Source organism: Rugamonas sp. GW822-FHT03B10 (assembly GCF_058801745.1).
This window is the reverse complement of the sequence record NZ_JBXANP010000008.1, coordinates 48,334-62,827: the sequence shown is the minus strand read 5'-3', so window position 1 is coordinate 62,827 and position 14,494 is coordinate 48,334. Positions and strand designations below refer to the sequence as shown.

The window sequence follows — 14,494 nt, the reverse complement described above, 5'->3', positions numbered from 1 at the left end:
GTTTCACTTTGACGCCCCGGGTGTGGCGGCCGCACCCTGCGCAGCCGGCGCCGGGCCAAACTGCACGCGCGGCGGGGTGGCGATGGCGTTCGCGTTCTCGACCGTGAAGTTCGGTTTGACGTCGAACGAGAACATCTTGGCCGTGAGGTTGGACGGGAAGGTGCGTACCGTCGTGTTGTAGGTCTGGACCGCCGCGATGTAGCGGTTGCGCGCCACGGTGATGCGGTTCTCCGTCCCTTCCAGCTGCGCCTGCAGGTCGCGGAAATTGGCGTCGGCCTTCAGTTGCGGATAGTTCTCCGACACGGCCAGCAGCCGCGTCAGCGCGCCATGCAGCTCGCCCTGGGCGCGCTGGAAGTTGGCCAGCGCGGCCGGGTCGCTCAGGGTGGCGGGGCTGGCCTGCAGCGCGCCGACCTGGGCCCGGGCCTGGGTCACGGCGGTCAGCACGTCCTTTTCATGGCTGGCGTAGCCCTGCACGGTGCTGACCAGGTTGGGGATCAGGTCGGCCCGCCGCTGGTACTGGTTCAGCACTTCGGACCAGGCGGCCTTGATCTGCTCATCCTCGGCCTGCAGCGTGTTGTAGCCGCAGCCGCCCAGCAGCGCCAGCAGCGACAACATGCCCAGCATTTTCAGTAGTTTCATCTGCGGCCTCTCATGGTTCGGTGGAGTATTACCTCATCTTGCACTATGGTCGTTTGGGCAATCAAAATCTTTGATTTGAATCAAAACGGGCGCACAAGTTTGGGCGCTGGACAGTCCCGATCGCGCTGCCCGCCGCGCCCGCTATTTGATCGGGTCTATTGACTTGGATCAAACATCTGACGTGATTAAAAGCAAACACCACGCTACTGTGGGCGGGTTGGCGCGAACGCGCGCGGATTCACCGTGAAGGAGCGTAACATGCGAGTCAATTTCCGTAGTTTGATCCTGTCGTCGCTGGTGGCGCTGGCGGCCACCGTATGCGGCGCGCCCGCCATGGCGGCCGACGCGCAGAGCGTGCCGTTTCTGAATGGCGGCGTGGGCGAGGACCAGCAGCAGGAGATGCTGGCCGCGCGCAAGGACTACAACCTGTTGCTGACCTTCGCCACGCGCGGCAGCGGCGAATTCGTGGCCGACGTGCACCTGACCATCACCGACCACGACGGCAAGGCCGTGCTGCAACTGAACGGCGCCGGCCCGCTGGTCTACGCCCGCGTGCCGGCGGGCAATTACAAGGTGGAGGCGGTGGCGCGCGGCGTGACCCAGACCCAGGCGGCCTCGGTCGCCAAACAAGGCGCGCGCGAGCTGTATTTCTACTGGGCGCCCGACGCGCCCGCTGCGCAGTGATCAACGATGAAAGCCCCACGCGACGGAGGATGCGATGAACAAACCCCATGAAACCCAGCCCGCGCTACAGCTGATCGCGCCGTCGTCGCTGGAACTCGACGCCGACATCACGCCGCTGAGCATGTCGTTGATGGAGGTGCTGCGCAAGCGCAAGTCCAGCCGCGAATTCAGCACGCGCGCGCTGTCGATCTACAAGCTGTCGCGGCTGCTGTGGTGCGCGTACGGCATCAACCGCGAGGAGGGCAGCCACCGCACGGCGCCGTCGGCCAAGGACGCGCAGGAGATCGATATCTACGTCGCGCTGGCCAGCGGCCTGTACCGCTTCGACCCGCGGCAATTGCTGTTGCAGCCCGTGCTGCCCGACGACATCCGGGCCGACACCGGCTGGCAGGATTTCGTGGGCGGCGCGCCCGTGAACCTGATCTACGTGGCCAACCTGGAGCGCATGAGCGCCGCCTCGCGCGTGGAGCAGAAGTTCTACGCCGCGCTCGACACCGGCTTCATCAGCCAGAACGTCTACCTGTTCTGCGCCGCCGAGGGGCTGGCCACGGTCACGCGCGGCTGGGTGGACCGGCCCGCGCTGGCCAAACGGATGGGACTCGGCCCCGGGCAGCGCATTGTACTGGCCCAGACCGTCGGCTACCCGCGTGAATGAGGTTGGTCTGGTGGCCGTCACCGTCGGAAACCATGAGGAAGTGCAATGAATGACCGTTCCGACCTGGCCCAGCAGGCTTCGCTGGTGCAGCGACTGGCCAGCGCCCTGACGGCGCAGGGCCAGCCATGCCGGCTGTTCGAGACCCACATCTCGTGGGTGCTCGTCACGCCCGCCTATGCCTACAAGGTCAAGAAGGCCGTCAAGTTCGACGTGCTCGACTACAGCACGCTGTACGCGCGCCGCCGCCTGTGCGAGGAGGAGGTGCGCCTGAACCGGCGGTTGGCGCCCGGCATCTACATCGACATGGTGCCCGTCACCGGCACGTTCGCCCAGCCCGCGCTCGGTGGCGATGGCGCGCGCATCGAATACGCGGTGCGCATGCATGCCTTCCCGCAGCAGGCGCTGTGGACGGCCCGCCTCGACCAGGGCCTGCTCGGCATGGCCGACGTGGAAGGACTGGCCGACAAGCTGGCCGCCTACCACGCCGCGGCCGCCGTGGCGCCGTCCGGCACGCCGTGGGGTGGCGCGCGCCAGATCGACCGCGCCGCGCGCCAGGATCTGGCCACCGTGGACGCGCTGGCCGGCACGGGCGAGATGCGCACCCGGGTGCACCTGCTGAGCGTGTGGCAATCGACCCAGGACCGGGTGCTGGACCTGATCGGCCAGCGCAAGGCCCAGGGCTTCGTGCGCGAGTGCCATGGCGACCTGCATTGCGGCAATATCCTCACCTTGGACGGCAAGGTGGAAGTGTTCGACTGCATCGAGTTCAACGACGACCTGCGCTGGCTCGACGTGATCGACGACCTCGCCTTCGTGGTGATGGATTTGCGCTTCCACGGCCAGCCCGGCTTGGCCGCCTATCTGCTCGAACGGTATCTGGAAGCGAGCGGCGACTATTCGGGCCTGGCCGTGCTCGGCTATTACGTCGTGATGCGGGCCGTGGTGCGGGCCAAGGTGTGCCTGTTGCGGGCGCGCGCGCTGTCCGGCGCCGAGGCGCAGGAACAGGCGGCGCTGGCCCACCGCTATCTCTACTTCGCCGCCGCCTCGGTGCAGACGCCCAAGGCGCCGCTGGTGATCGCGCATGGCTATTCGGGCAGCGGCAAGACGTATTATTCGGGCCGCATGGCGCGCGCGCTGGACGGCATCCGCATCCGTTCCGATGTCGAGCGCAAGCGCCTGCACGGCCTGGCGCCGAGCGCGCGCATGGCGGCGCCGGCCGGGGCCGGCATCTACTCGGCCGACAGCAGCCGCGCCACCTACGCGCGCCTGCTGGAGCTGGCCCGCTATGGCCTGCGGGCCGGCCTGCCGGTGGTGGTCGACGCCTCGTTCCTGCAGCGCTGGCAGCGCGAGCCGTTCGAGCGCATCGCCCGCGAGCGCGACACGGCGTTCCGCATCCTGCACCTGCGGGCCCCCGCGCGCATCTTGCGCGCGCGCCTGGCCCAGCGCGTGCGCGAGGGGCGCGACGCGTCCGACGCGGGTCCGGAACTGCTGGAGCGCCAGGCCGCCATGAGTGAGAAGCTGAGCGCGCGCGAGCGGCGTCAGACCTGCGCCATCAACACGGCGTCGGCCGGGGCGGACGACGCGCTGATGGCGCTGGCCGCCGCGCTGCGCGAAGGCTGAGTGGCCGGCGCGGTGCCGGCGGCCGTTCAGGCCAGTTGCAGCACCGGGCCGTTCGCCACCCGCGCGGGGGCGGCCGGGGCCGGGTGCGCGGTGCCGGTGGCGATGCGGGTCAGCATGGCCTGGTCGAGGATGATGATGTTGCGGCGCACGGCCTTGATGCAGCCCTGGCCCTTGAAGTTGCAGATCAGCCGGCTGATGGTGGCGGCCGTCAAACCGAGGAAGTCGCCGATCTCCTGGCGCGACATCGGCAGCTGGAACAGGTTGGGCGCGCTGCCGCGCGCCGCGTAGCAGCGCGACATGCGCAGCAGGAAGTTGGCGAACTTCTGGTCGGCGTGGCCGTTGCGCAGCAGTAACGTCGTGTCCTGCTGGCGCGCCAGTTCCTTGCTCAGCAGGTTGTGGAACAGCTGCGACAGCGGCTCCATGCGCTGGGCCGCGTCGGCCAGGCGGTGGTACGAGAACTCGCACACCTCGGCGTTGGACAGGGCCACGGCGCTGCCGCGGTGCACGTGCAGGCCGATCGCGTCCAGGCCGAGGAATTCGCCGCTCATGTGGAAGCCGGTCACGCGCTGCTCGCCTTCCGGGGTCAGGTGGTAGGTCTTGAACTGGCCGCTGCGGATCGCGTACAGGTGGTCGCTCAGCGGTTCATTCATCTGGTACAGGTGCTCGCCGCGCACCAGTTGCACGCGGCGTTCGACCAGCTGGTCGATGGCGGCGCAATAGGTGTCGTTCATGCCGGTGGGCAGGCAGTGGGCGCGCGCGGGGCAGGTGCCGCAATTGGCGGGCTGGGCGGCGTGGCGCGACAGGAGCGAGCCGGATGTGAGGCGGTTCATGATGGCATGCCTTTCCATGATTAGAGCTCCCCTCTGGGCAGGGGCAAGGTCTGCGGCGTGGCGTCGAGCGTGGGGCCGGATGTGGCGCCGGCGTTGGCGGCCAGCTGTTTGAGGCCGATCGCGTCGACCAGCGTGACATCGCGTCCCGTGACGTTGATCAGGTTCTGGTCCTTGAACTGGAACATCAGCCGGCTCACGCTCTCGGGCGTCAGGCCCAGGAAGTCGGCGATGTCGCGGCGCGACATGGCGAGCCGGAAGCGGGCCGGCGAGAAGCCGCGCACGCCGTAGCGCCACGACAGGTTCAGCAGGAAGGCGGCCAGCCGCTGCTCGGCGCGCGTGTTGCGCAGCAGCAGGGCCACGTTCTGCTCGTCCGTGATCTCCTTGCTCAGGATGCTGTGGAAGAACGGCAGCAGCGGCTTCATGCTGCCGCACGAGATCTCGCACACTTCGCTGTCCTCGAGCGCCACGGCGGTGCAGTTGTGCTGTTGCAGGCCGATGGCGTCGAGCGCCAGGAACTCGGCGCTCATCTGGAAGCCGGTGATGCGCGGCTGGCCGGCCGCGTCGGCGCGGTAGTTCTTGAAGCTGCCGTAGCGGATGGCGTAGAAGCGGTTGCCGACCAGGTCGCCGGCCTTGTACAGGTTGCTGTCGCGGGCCACCTTGATGCGGCGGCCCACCAGTTTGTCGACGTTGCGGTGGTCGGTCGCGCCGGCCGGCAGGCACAGTTGGCGGGCACGGCAGGACGAGCATTCAACGGGAGCGGAAAAGCGGGCGGCATCACGGTTGCCATGGCCAGCGGAGAGATAGTTTAACAAGTTCGCCTCGCGTCAAAGGTGGCTGGGCCGGTGGGGCGCACAGCGGGGTTGTTCAGGGCGCCGCGGGGAAGGGCGGCGGGATGCGGCAAATCTGCCAGCTGATTCCGGCGTCCGGGCCGGGCAAATTTGCGCTGTCGACAGGTTCATGGTCGTAGCGGAGCGCTGCATCATGCTTGGTAAGCAGCATCAATATCAATATACGCGAAGCAATGTGCAAATTTGCTTGATCTGGATCAAAGAACCTGAACTTAGCCGTGCTAAGCGACATGTGGTTGGTCTCGTCTTTGTCGTTAGGGAAAGATTTGATCTAGGTCAATGATTTTTGGCTTGGCGGCGCTCATAGTGGTTTGCATCAACCCACCCAACGCAGGAGAACCGTATGTCGTTTCAACACGCAGTCGCATGGATAGACCACACCGAAGCCCACGTCATCCACTTCAATCCCGAGACCTCCACCACGGCCGTGATCCGCTCGCACGCCGGCAACCCGCACCTGCACACCAAGTCCGCCGGCGGCACCGGCCGCGCGGCCGAGAACGCCCAGTATTTCGAGGCCGTGGCCGACGACCTGAAACAAGTGGCGGAGATCCTGCTGGTCGGCCCCGGTTCGGAGAAGCTGGAACTGATGAAGCATCTGCTCAAGCATCAACCGTCCGTGGCCGAGCGCGTGATGAGCGTGGAGACGGTCGACCATCCGACCGACGGCCAGCTGCTCAAGCATGCGCGCAAGTACTTCCTGCGCGCCGACAAGATGCTGTGAACCACGGCGCGCGGCCCCGCGGCCGCGCCGTCCCACCCTTGCCCACCGGGAGTGCCACATGAGCAATCAGACACCGAACGGCCAGGATCCGGATCAGGACGACCTGGAGCCGTTCGTGTTCCAGGGCCTGAGCCGTTTCGAGCGCCAGACCCAGATCCGGCAGATATCCTATTATCTGTCGGGCGCGATCCAGCAATCGTCGTATTACACGGAGCTGTTCCACACGCTGCGCACGGCCAGCGACGTGGACCTGATCTACCTGCACCTGAACACCTCGGGCGGCGACTTCGACACGGGCTTGCAGATCATCAACAACATGCAGGCGTCGAACGCCCACGTGATCACCGTGCTGGAGGCGCGCGCCTATTCGATGGGCGCCTTCATCTTCCTGGCCGGTGACGAGTTGCTGGTGCATGACAACTGCCAGCTGCTGTTCCACATCTATTCCGGGGTGTTCACGGGCAAGGGCAACGAGCAGCAGGCCGAGTCGCTGGCGCTCAGCAACTGGTTCGAGAAGTTCATGACGCGCACCTGCCAGCCCTTCCTGTCGGCGACCGAGATCAAGAACATCCTCAAGGGTTCCGACCTGTGGATGGACTCGGACGAGATCCAGCGCCGGCTGGCGCGGCTGCAGCGCGAACGGGCCAAGCTGAGCCTGCCGCGCAAGCTGAAGGCGGCCGCCGACGCGGCCAAAGGCTGAGCGCATGACCTGTCTCAGATCAATCGGGGGCGCAAAAATGGCCGGTGCGCCTTGCCGCTTCCATTAAGCTGCAAGGGCAAACATCGCTGATGCCCGCCGCGCCGGCGGTCGCCGGGGCAGGGGCTGGCAACAATTTTTATAATGTAACGGGAGCTGATGATGCAAACGAACGTAGGAAACATCGACCGGGTGATCCGCATCCTTGCGGGCTTGCTGTTGATTGGCGGCGCGCTCACGGGCGCCATCGGGGCATGGGGCTGGATCGGCGTGGTGCCGCTGTTGACCGGTATCTTCCGGTTCTGTCCGGCCTACCTGCCATTCCACTGGAACACGTGCGAGAAGAAATGAGCGGCCCCGCCATGACAGGAACGAGCATGGACGAGCCGGTCTGGACCCCGGACATGGCGCTGGGCGTGCCCCAGATGGACGACGCCCACCAGGCGCTGGCGCAGCAGATCTCCGCCTTGCAGAAGACGCCCGACGAGGGCGACTTCGACGCCGGCCTGGCCCGGCTGACCGACGCGCTGGAGGCCGACTTCCGGGCCGAGGAGGCGATCATGGAGGCGATCAACTACCAGGCCATCCGCAGCCACCGCGAGCAGCACGCGCGCGTGCTGGCCACGCTGCACAGCCTGGCCGACGGCGACCACGGGGCGCGGCGGCGGGCCGTGGAGTTGCTGTTGCCGTGGTTCCACGTCCATCTGGAGACGGCCGACACGGCCCTGGCCGCGGCGCTGCAGGTGGCCGGGGTGCGTTTCGACACGGGGCCGGAAGCGGCCGCCGGCGGCAACGCCTGAGCCACGGGGGCGCCATGTTCCGCCACATCCTGCTGGCCACGGACGGTTCGCCGGCCGCGCGCGCGATGGTGCAGAAATGCATGCGCATGGCCTCCGAGTCGGGCGCGTGCGTGACGGCCATGCATGTGTTGCCGCCGATCCATGAGATCGGCATGCAGACGGCGATGCTGCGCGACAGCGGCGCCGAGGTCCAGCAGCGCAACGTCGAGCTGGCGCGGCGCTACCTGCACGAGGTGCTGGAGGCGGCCAGGGGCTACGGCGTCACGTGCGACACGCTGTACGTGGTCCACGAGCAACCCTATGAGGCCATCATCCAGCACGCCAAGCTCTACGGCTGCGACCTGATCTGCGTCGCCTCGCACGGGCGCAAGGGCGCGCGCAGCTTCCTGCTGGGCGGCGAAACCCAGAAGATCCTCACCTTCAGCCCGGTTCCGGTGCTGGTCTACCGCTGAGCGCCAAAAAGAACGGGACGCGACACGGTGCCCGTGTGGCGTCCCGGCGCGCTGCCCGGCTGGTTCAGCCGAGCTTGCGCATGCGGTGCGGCTGGCGTTCCAGTTCCTCCTGACAAGCCAGGCACATCTGGGCACTGGGCTGGGCCCGCAGCCGGTCGAGCGCGATCGGCACGCCGCAGGCCGCGCATTGGCCGTAGCTCTCGTTGCCGACCCGGCCGATGGCCAGGTCGATGGCGCGCAGCTCGGCCAGTTCATGGCCGAGCTGGGCCACGTCGCAATCGGCCAGCTGGCTGGACGTGGCCGCGTCGTCAAGCGAGGCGAAATAATTGAACAAGGCCATTTCCACCTCGTCGTCAGCCTGATGCAGGCGCTGGCGCAGCGTGGCGACCAGCTCCTGACGGCGCTGGCGCAGGCGTTCGCCCAGGTCCGCCAGATCGGCGCTCGACAGCTGGCTCATGGCGCTCCCCCGGGGACGGTGGACGCGGTTGTGAATGGCATGGTGCTTCCTTCGATGTGGGTGCGGCTTTACAATGGCGCCATGGACGGACGATCGGCCCGCAAACAGGCGTCTGATGCTATGTCCCCAATTTAACTGTGATCTTGCAGCGCGTCACTGACCCGAGTTGATCTAGGTCAAAATCGGGTGGAATCGAACGCTGCGCACAAGTGGCCGGCCGGCTTTAACTTTCGGTGGCAACGGGTGTGGCGGTCATGGTATTGTTGCAACTTGATGTAATCTGCCACCAGGAAACAAGTCGTTGAAAAACCTCGTCATTGAAGGACAGAGTCTGGAATGGCTGCTCGTCGCGGCCACCGACCCCATGCTGATCGTCGACCGCGCGGGCCGTATCGTGCTGGCCAACCCGGCGCTCGAACGGCTGTTCGGCCATAGCCGGGATGCGTTGCTGGGGCAGTCGCTGGAAATGCTGGTGCCCGAACGTTACCGCCACCGCCACGGCGCCTTGCGCTCCGACTTCTTCTCGTCGCCGCGCCCGCGCGCCATGGGCGCCGGCGCCGAATTGCTGGGCTTGCACGCCGACGGCCGCGAATTTCCCGTCGAAGTCAGCCTGTCGCCGCTGCGCACGGCCCAGGACTTGCCGCTGGTGCTGGCCACCATCCACGACATCAGCAGCCGCCGCGCGGCCGAGATGGCCTTGCAGGAGAGCGAGGCGCGCATGCGCGCCGTGTTCGAGACGGCCGTCGACGCCATCATCACCATCGACGAGCGCGGCCGCCTGGAGCGCCTGAATCCGGCCGCCGAGCGCCTGTTCGGCTACACCGAGGCGGAGGTGGCGGGCCGCAACGTGTCCATCCTCATGCCCGAGCCGCACCGCAGCCAGCACGACCACTACCTGGCCAACTACCTGGGCACGGGCGAGAAGAAGATCATCGGCAAGGGCCGCGAGGTGGAGGGCATGCGCAAGGATGGCTCGCTGTTCCCCATGGACCTGGCCGTGGCCGAGATGCGGCTGGGCGAGCGCCGCATGTTCACCGGCATGGTGCGCGACATCAGCGACCGCAAGCTGAACGAGGAAAAGAACCGGCTGCTGCTGCAGGAACTGAGCAGCGCCAACGAGGAGCTGACCAATTTCGCCTACGTCGTCTCGCACGACCTGAAGGCGCCGCTGCGCGGCATCGGCTCGCTGGCCGACTGGCTGGCCACCGACTACGCCGAGCAGTTCAACGACGAGGGCCGCGAGCACATGCGGCTGCTGATCAACCGCGTGCACCGCATGAGCAGTCTGATCGACGGCATCCTCCAGTACTCGCGCGTGGGCCGGGTCAAGGAAGCGCTGCTGCCCGTCGATTTGAACCGCTTGCTGGCCGACGTGGTCGATTTGCTGGCGCCGCCGCCCCATATCCGGGTCACCGTGGCGCCCGGCCTGCCGACCATCATGACGGAGCCGACCCGCATCCAGCAAGTGTTCCACAACCTGATCTCCAACGCCATCAACTACATGAACAAGCCGCAGGGCGAGGTCGAGGTGGGCGTGACCGACGCCGGCCGCCACTGGCGCTTCCACGTGCGCGACAACGGCCCCGGCATCGAGGAGCGCCATTTCGAGCGGATCTTCCAGCTGTTCCAGACGCTGGCCTCGCGCGACCGGGTCGAGAGCACGGGCGTCGGCCTGGCGCTGGTGAAGAAGATCGTCGAGATGTACCACGGCCAGGTCGGCGTGGAATCGGCCGTAGGCGCCGGCACAACATTCTGGTTCACGCTGCCCAAGTCGGGTCAGCGCAATACCTTTGACAACAGGAGCCGTAATTAAATGAAAATTAACAACAAGCCGATCTTGCTGGTGGAAGACGACCACGTTGACGTGATGACGATCCTGCGTGCGCTGAAGGAAATTCACGTCGTCAACCCCGTCGTCAGCATGGAGAACGGCGAGGCGGCGCTCGAGCACCTGCGCGATCCGTCCAAGGAGCGGCCGTGCATCATCCTGCTGGACCTGAACATGCCGATCATGAACGGCATCGAGTTCCTGCAGATGATCAAGCAGGACGCCGACCTCAAGCGCATCCCCGTGATCGTGCTGACCACGTCCGAGGAGCAGCAGGACAAGGTGCACAGCTTCGACCTGGGCGTGGCCGGCTACATGGCCAAGCCCGTCGACTACCGCCGCTTCGTCGAGATGATGCGCTCGATCGACCTGTACTGGACCATCAGTGAGATGCCTTAATTGCACGGGGCGGCCATGAACAGTCCACGGGTACGGGTGCTGATCGTCGAGGACGACGTGGTCGACCGCATGGCGTGCCGGCGCGCGTTCGCGGCCGACCCCGACAGCAATTTCGAGCTGATCGAGGCCGACAGCGGCCAGCAGGGTCTGCTGCAGGCGCGCGACGCGGCGCCCGACTGCATCCTGCTCGACTACCACCTGCCCGACGTGACGGGGCTGGAATTCCTGGCCCGGCTGTCGGTCGATGGCGGCGGCGCGGCCATCCCCGTGATGATGCTGACCGGCGCCGACAGCGCCACCGTGGCGGCCGAGGCCATGCGGCGCGGCGCGCGCGACTACCTGGTCAAGGACGTCGACGGGCGCTACCTGGAGATGCTGCCGACGGCCATCCACCGCATGCTGCGCGAGCAGCGGCTGCTGGTCGACAAGCGCCAGGTGGAGGCCAAGTTCCGCACCCTGGTCGAGCAGATCCAGGCCATCACCTACATCGCCGCGCTGGACGCGCCGCAGACGCTGCTCTACATCAGCCCGCAGATCCAGACGCTCGGCTACACCCCGGCCGAGTGGCTGGCCGATCCCAGGCTGCACGCGTCGCGCATGCACCCGGCCGAGCGCGGCTGGGTCCAGGCCGCCATCGAGGAGAGCCGCATGGCCGGCGCCGCGCTGCGGCTCGAATACCGGCTCACGGCCCGCAACGGCGACGAATTGTGGTTCCGCGACCAGGCCGAGGTGGTGCGCGACGACGCTGGCCAGCCGCTGTTCATGCAGGGCATCCTGATCGACATCACGCCCAACAAGCTGGCCGAGCAGGCGCTGCAGCAGTCGCAGGACGAGCTGCGCCGGCTGGCGGCGCACCAGGAGAACATCAAGGAGCACGAGCGCAAGCGCATCGCCCAGGAGATCCACGACGAGCTGGGCGGCCTGCTGACGGGCATCAAGGCCTATATTTCCGTGGCCATGGAGCGGACGGCGGCGGCCGGCAGCCCGGCCGAACCGTTGCTGGCCGACGCCTCGGCGCTGGCCCAGGACGCGATCCAGACCGTGCGCCGCGTGATCACGGATTTGCGCCCCAGCGTGCTCGACCAGCTGGGCGTGTGGGCCGCGCTCGAATGGTACGCGGGCCAGATCGAGCAGCGCTCGGGCCTGCACTGCATCTGCCACGTGACGCCGGCCGCCGCCGCGCTGGAGCTGGGACCGGAGCGCAGCACCATGCTGTTCCGCATCGTGCAGGAGGCGCTGACCAACGTGGTGCGCCACGCCGAGGCCAGCACGGTGCAGCTGGACGTCGACTTGCGCGATAATACCCTCCTGCTCAGCATCATCGACGATGGCAAGGGGATCGACACGGAACGCCTGCTTAACCGCGAATCGTGGGGCATCCTGGGCATGCATGAGCGCAGCCGGCATTTCGCCGGCGAATTGAAAATTACCGGCAAGCCGGGGCAGGGCACGAGCCTGCTGCTGCGCTTGCCGTTGGAGGGAAGTAATGAGCGGTAAGCAGATCCGGGTGTTGCTGGTGGACGATCACGCGATCGCCCGCAACGGCGTGCGCCTGATGCTGGGCACGGCCGACGACATCGTCGTGACGGGCGAGGCCGGCAACGCGCAGGAGGCGCTGCAACTGGTGCAGCAGCAGGAATTCGACGTGGCCCTGTGCGACATCACCATGCCGGGCAAGAACGGGCTCGACTTGCTCAAGCAGTTGCGGGCCGACCGGCCGCGGCTGGCGGTGCTGATGCTGAGCACGTATTCGGAGGAGATCTACGCCGTGCGCGCGCTCAAGCTGGGCGCCTCGGGTTATCTGACCAAGGACGCGCCGACCACGGTGCTGGTGACGGCCGTGCGCAAGGCGGCCGCCGGCGGCAAGCATGTCAGTCCGGCCCTGCTGGAAAAGCTGGCCTCGCTGATCGGCGGGGGCGGCGGCATGGCCAACCACGAAGCCTTGTCGAACCGCGAGCTGGAGGTGTTCAAGCTGATCGCGGCCGGCGAATCGCTGGTGCGCATCGGCGAACTGCTGCACCTGAGCCCCAACACGGTGACCACCTACCGCACCCGCATCCTCGACAAGATGGGCTGCACCAGCAACGCCGAGCTGACCCGCTACGCGCTGGAGAACGGCATCATCTGAACCGGTGTGTCGAAGCGGCGGGCCGCGCGCGGCCCGCTGTCACGGATCCCCTACACGATTTCATCCGCGAATCCCCTACACGACGCGGCGGCCTTGCCCGATAACGAAAAGGTCGCCCGTCGGTGATACTTGTCGTATGAACAAATCACGCCCCGTCCACGCCCAAGGACGGGCGACATACGAACAGGGAGCTTTGCCATGACATCCACCATCTTCGCCATCGCCCCGTCGAGCGCGCAAACGGCCCCCAGCCAGAACAAGTGCGCCGTGTGCAGTTTCAAGAAGCTGTGCCTGCCCGTCGGCCTGGACGATCACGCCGTCTCGCGGCTGGACAAGATCATCGGCCGCCGCCGCCGCATCGCGCGCGACGAGCACCTGTACCGCATGGACCAGCCGTTCAACAGCCTGTACGCCGTGCGCTTCGGCCACTTCAAGACGGCCCAGGTCAACCTGCGCGGCGAGCAGCAGATCACCGGCTTCCAGATGGCCGGCGACCTGCTGGGCATGGACGCCATCGGCGCCGGCCGCCACGCCTGCAGCGCGGTGGCGCTCGAGGACGCGGAAGTGTGCGAGATCCCGTTCGCCCGCCTGCAGGAGCTGTTCGGCGAGATGCCGCAGCTGCTGCAGCACTTCCACCGCATCATGAGCCAGGAGATCACGCGCGAGCAGAACGTGATGCTATTGCTGGGCAATATGCGCGCCGAGCAGCGCTTCGCCGTGTTCCTGCTCAACCTGTCGGCCCGCTACCAGGCGCGCGGCTATTCGGCCTCCAGTTTCCAGTTGCGCATGTCGCGCGAGGACATGGGCGATTACCTGAGCCTGACCATCGAGAGCGTGAGCCGGCTGCTGTCGCGCTTCCGCAAGCAGGGCTGGATCAGCATCGAAAACCGCGACCTGACCATCCTCGACCGCGCCGCGCTGGAGGCGCTGTCGACCGGCGCGGCGCTGGAAGTGGCCGAACAAAAGGCGGCCCGCGCCGAGGAGGCGATGCGCGGCAAACGCGGCCTGACCCTGTGCGCCGCTTGACCCTGGCCGGTGTTATCGTATTGTTCAAGTTCTTGATGTCGATCACAAGCCCCGGCTGACACGGCCTGCGCGGCCATTTACAGTGGGGTGACAGGGACGCGGTTGCCGGCGCGTCCCCACACTTCAAACCGGCATATTTTTGCATGGGAGTTGAAAATGGCTAATCAACTACGACACTTCGACCCGTTTGGCGATCTGGCCCGTATGGAACCGCTGCGCAGCGTGGAGGACTTCTTCCGCGACTTCGGCCTCAAGCACGCGATGCGCGATATGCAGAAGGAAGCACTGATCAAGCTGGACGTGACGGAAACCGACCAGGCCTACAACGTCAAGGCGGAAATGCCGGGCATGAAGAAGGAGGACATCAAGGTCGATGTCGACGGCAACCGCGTTTCGATCTCGGCCGAAACCAAGCGTGAAACCGAAGAGAAGAAAGGCGAGACCGTGGTGCGCAGCGAGCGCTACTACGGCCAGCAATACCGCAGCTTCTCGCTCGAGCACGATATCGACGACAGCAAGGTCGAGGCCAAATACCTGGACGGCGTGCTGGAGCTGACGCTGCCCAAGCGCGCCAACGGCAGCGCCAAGAAGATCGTCGTCAACTGACGCTTGCGCCGGGGCCGCATCGAGTCCGCAGCGCCATGCGCAGCGCCGGGGCGGCCGACGTCACCGAAATGAAGAGAGTTATCCGAAGTTAACCGCAGCCA

The 14,494-nt window shown here is 66.6% G+C and carries 18 protein-coding genes; 14 read left to right on the top strand and 4 right to left on the bottom strand.

Translation table 11 applies throughout. The annotated features are described in order from the left end of the window. Positions 1-3 precede the first annotated feature (3 nt). Positions 4-639 carry a LemA family protein gene (locus AC1RQG_RS14900; protein WP_493132655.1) on the bottom strand — a complete coding sequence of 212 codons (636 nt, stop codon included), beginning with the start codon at positions 637-639 and terminating at the stop codon, positions 4-6. Positions 640-897: 258 nt separating this feature from the next. Here AC1RQG_RS14900 and AC1RQG_RS14895 point away from each other — a divergent pair, with 258 nt between their 5' ends. Genes AC1RQG_RS14895 through AC1RQG_RS14885 form a run of 3 tightly spaced genes read left to right on the top strand, consistent with a single transcriptional unit; the run spans position 898 to position 3,598 of the window. Further along, on the top strand, positions 898-1,323 hold the full coding sequence (locus AC1RQG_RS14895) for a carboxypeptidase regulatory-like domain-containing protein (protein ID WP_493132653.1): 426 nt from the start codon (positions 898-900) through the stop codon (positions 1,321-1,323). Positions 1,324-1,357: 34 nt separating this feature from the next. Further along, positions 1,358-1,978 (top strand): SagB/ThcOx family dehydrogenase, encoded by a 621-nt coding sequence (locus AC1RQG_RS14890; protein WP_493132651.1) that lies wholly within the window; start codon positions 1,358-1,360, stop codon positions 1,976-1,978. A 45-nt stretch (positions 1,979-2,023) separates the two neighbouring features. Next, the gene (locus AC1RQG_RS14885; RefSeq protein ID WP_493132649.1) at positions 2,024-3,598 is read left to right on the top strand and encodes a bifunctional aminoglycoside phosphotransferase/ATP-binding protein; all 1,575 of its coding nucleotides are present in this window, start codon (positions 2,024-2,026) and stop codon (positions 3,596-3,598) included. A gap of 26 nt (positions 3,599-3,624) precedes the next feature. Here the strand turns inward: AC1RQG_RS14885 and AC1RQG_RS14880 are convergent, their stop codons facing one another. Both AC1RQG_RS14880 and AC1RQG_RS14875 read right to left on the bottom strand, forming a co-directional pair. Continuing rightward, positions 3,625-4,428 (bottom strand): helix-turn-helix domain-containing protein, encoded by an 804-nt coding sequence (locus tag AC1RQG_RS14880; protein WP_493132647.1) that lies wholly within the window; start codon positions 4,426-4,428, stop codon positions 3,625-3,627. Between the two features lie 20 nt (positions 4,429-4,448). Then, positions 4,449-5,240, bottom strand: a complete 792-nt coding sequence (locus AC1RQG_RS14875) for a helix-turn-helix domain-containing protein (RefSeq protein ID WP_493132645.1) — start codon at positions 5,238-5,240, stop codon at positions 4,449-4,451. A gap of 379 nt (positions 5,241-5,619) precedes the next feature. On the opposite strand from AC1RQG_RS14875, the gene AC1RQG_RS14870 reads away from it, so the two are divergent. The 5 genes from AC1RQG_RS14870 (at position 5,620) to AC1RQG_RS14850 (ending at position 7,949) form a co-directional block, all read left to right on the top strand. Continuing rightward, positions 5,620-6,000, top strand: coding sequence for a translational machinery protein (locus AC1RQG_RS14870; protein WP_493132643.1), 381 nt, complete (start codon positions 5,620-5,622; stop codon positions 5,998-6,000). 58 nt (positions 6,001-6,058) lie between these two features. Next, positions 6,059-6,700 (top strand): Clp protease ClpP, encoded by a 642-nt coding sequence (locus tag AC1RQG_RS14865; RefSeq protein WP_493132641.1) that lies wholly within the window; start codon positions 6,059-6,061, stop codon positions 6,698-6,700. 156 nt (positions 6,701-6,856) lie between these two features. Then, positions 6,857-7,048, top strand: coding sequence for a YgaP family membrane protein (locus AC1RQG_RS14860; protein ID WP_493132639.1), 192 nt, complete (start codon positions 6,857-6,859; stop codon positions 7,046-7,048). After that, entirely contained in the window at positions 7,045-7,497 is a 453-nt protein-coding gene (locus AC1RQG_RS14855; RefSeq protein ID WP_493132637.1) for a bacteriohemerythrin, read from the top strand. Before AC1RQG_RS14860 ends, AC1RQG_RS14855 begins: the two co-directional genes overlap by 4 nt. 14 nt (positions 7,498-7,511) lie before the next feature. Beyond that, the gene (locus tag AC1RQG_RS14850) at positions 7,512-7,949 is read left to right on the top strand and encodes a universal stress protein (protein ID WP_493132635.1); all 438 of its coding nucleotides are present in this window, start codon (positions 7,512-7,514) and stop codon (positions 7,947-7,949) included. 64 nt (positions 7,950-8,013) lie between these two features. Here the strand turns inward: AC1RQG_RS14850 and AC1RQG_RS14845 are convergent, their stop codons facing one another. Further along, positions 8,014-8,406 carry a TraR/DksA family transcriptional regulator gene (locus AC1RQG_RS14845; RefSeq protein ID WP_493132633.1) on the bottom strand — a complete coding sequence of 131 codons (393 nt, stop codon included), beginning with the start codon at positions 8,404-8,406 and terminating at the stop codon, positions 8,014-8,016. A gap of 301 nt (positions 8,407-8,707) precedes the next feature. Between AC1RQG_RS14845 and AC1RQG_RS14840 the strand changes: the two genes are divergently transcribed. The 6 genes from AC1RQG_RS14840 (at position 8,708) to AC1RQG_RS14815 (ending at position 14,393) form a co-directional block, all read left to right on the top strand. Next, positions 8,708-10,219, top strand: coding sequence for a sensor histidine kinase (locus AC1RQG_RS14840; protein WP_493132631.1), 1,512 nt, complete (start codon positions 8,708-8,710; stop codon positions 10,217-10,219). Then, the gene (locus AC1RQG_RS14835; RefSeq protein ID WP_493132629.1) at positions 10,220-10,633 is read left to right on the top strand and encodes a response regulator; all 414 of its coding nucleotides are present in this window, start codon (positions 10,220-10,222) and stop codon (positions 10,631-10,633) included. Between the two features lie 15 nt (positions 10,634-10,648). Beyond that, on the top strand, positions 10,649-12,130 hold the full coding sequence (locus AC1RQG_RS14830) for a hybrid sensor histidine kinase/response regulator (protein WP_493132627.1): 1,482 nt from the start codon (positions 10,649-10,651) through the stop codon (positions 12,128-12,130). Beyond that, on the top strand, positions 12,120-12,761 hold the full coding sequence (locus tag AC1RQG_RS14825; RefSeq protein WP_493132624.1) for a response regulator transcription factor: 642 nt from the start codon (positions 12,120-12,122) through the stop codon (positions 12,759-12,761). The genes AC1RQG_RS14830 and AC1RQG_RS14825 overlap by 11 nt, the downstream gene beginning before the upstream one ends. Positions 12,762-12,959: 198 nt before the next feature. Continuing rightward, the gene (gene fnr, locus AC1RQG_RS14820; RefSeq protein ID WP_493132622.1) at positions 12,960-13,787 is read left to right on the top strand and encodes a fumarate/nitrate reduction transcriptional regulator Fnr; all 828 of its coding nucleotides are present in this window, start codon (positions 12,960-12,962) and stop codon (positions 13,785-13,787) included. Between the two features lie 156 nt (positions 13,788-13,943). Beyond that, on the top strand, positions 13,944-14,393 hold the full coding sequence (locus tag AC1RQG_RS14815; RefSeq protein ID WP_493132620.1) for an Hsp20/alpha crystallin family protein: 450 nt from the start codon (positions 13,944-13,946) through the stop codon (positions 14,391-14,393). Positions 14,394-14,494: the final 101 nt, after the last annotated feature.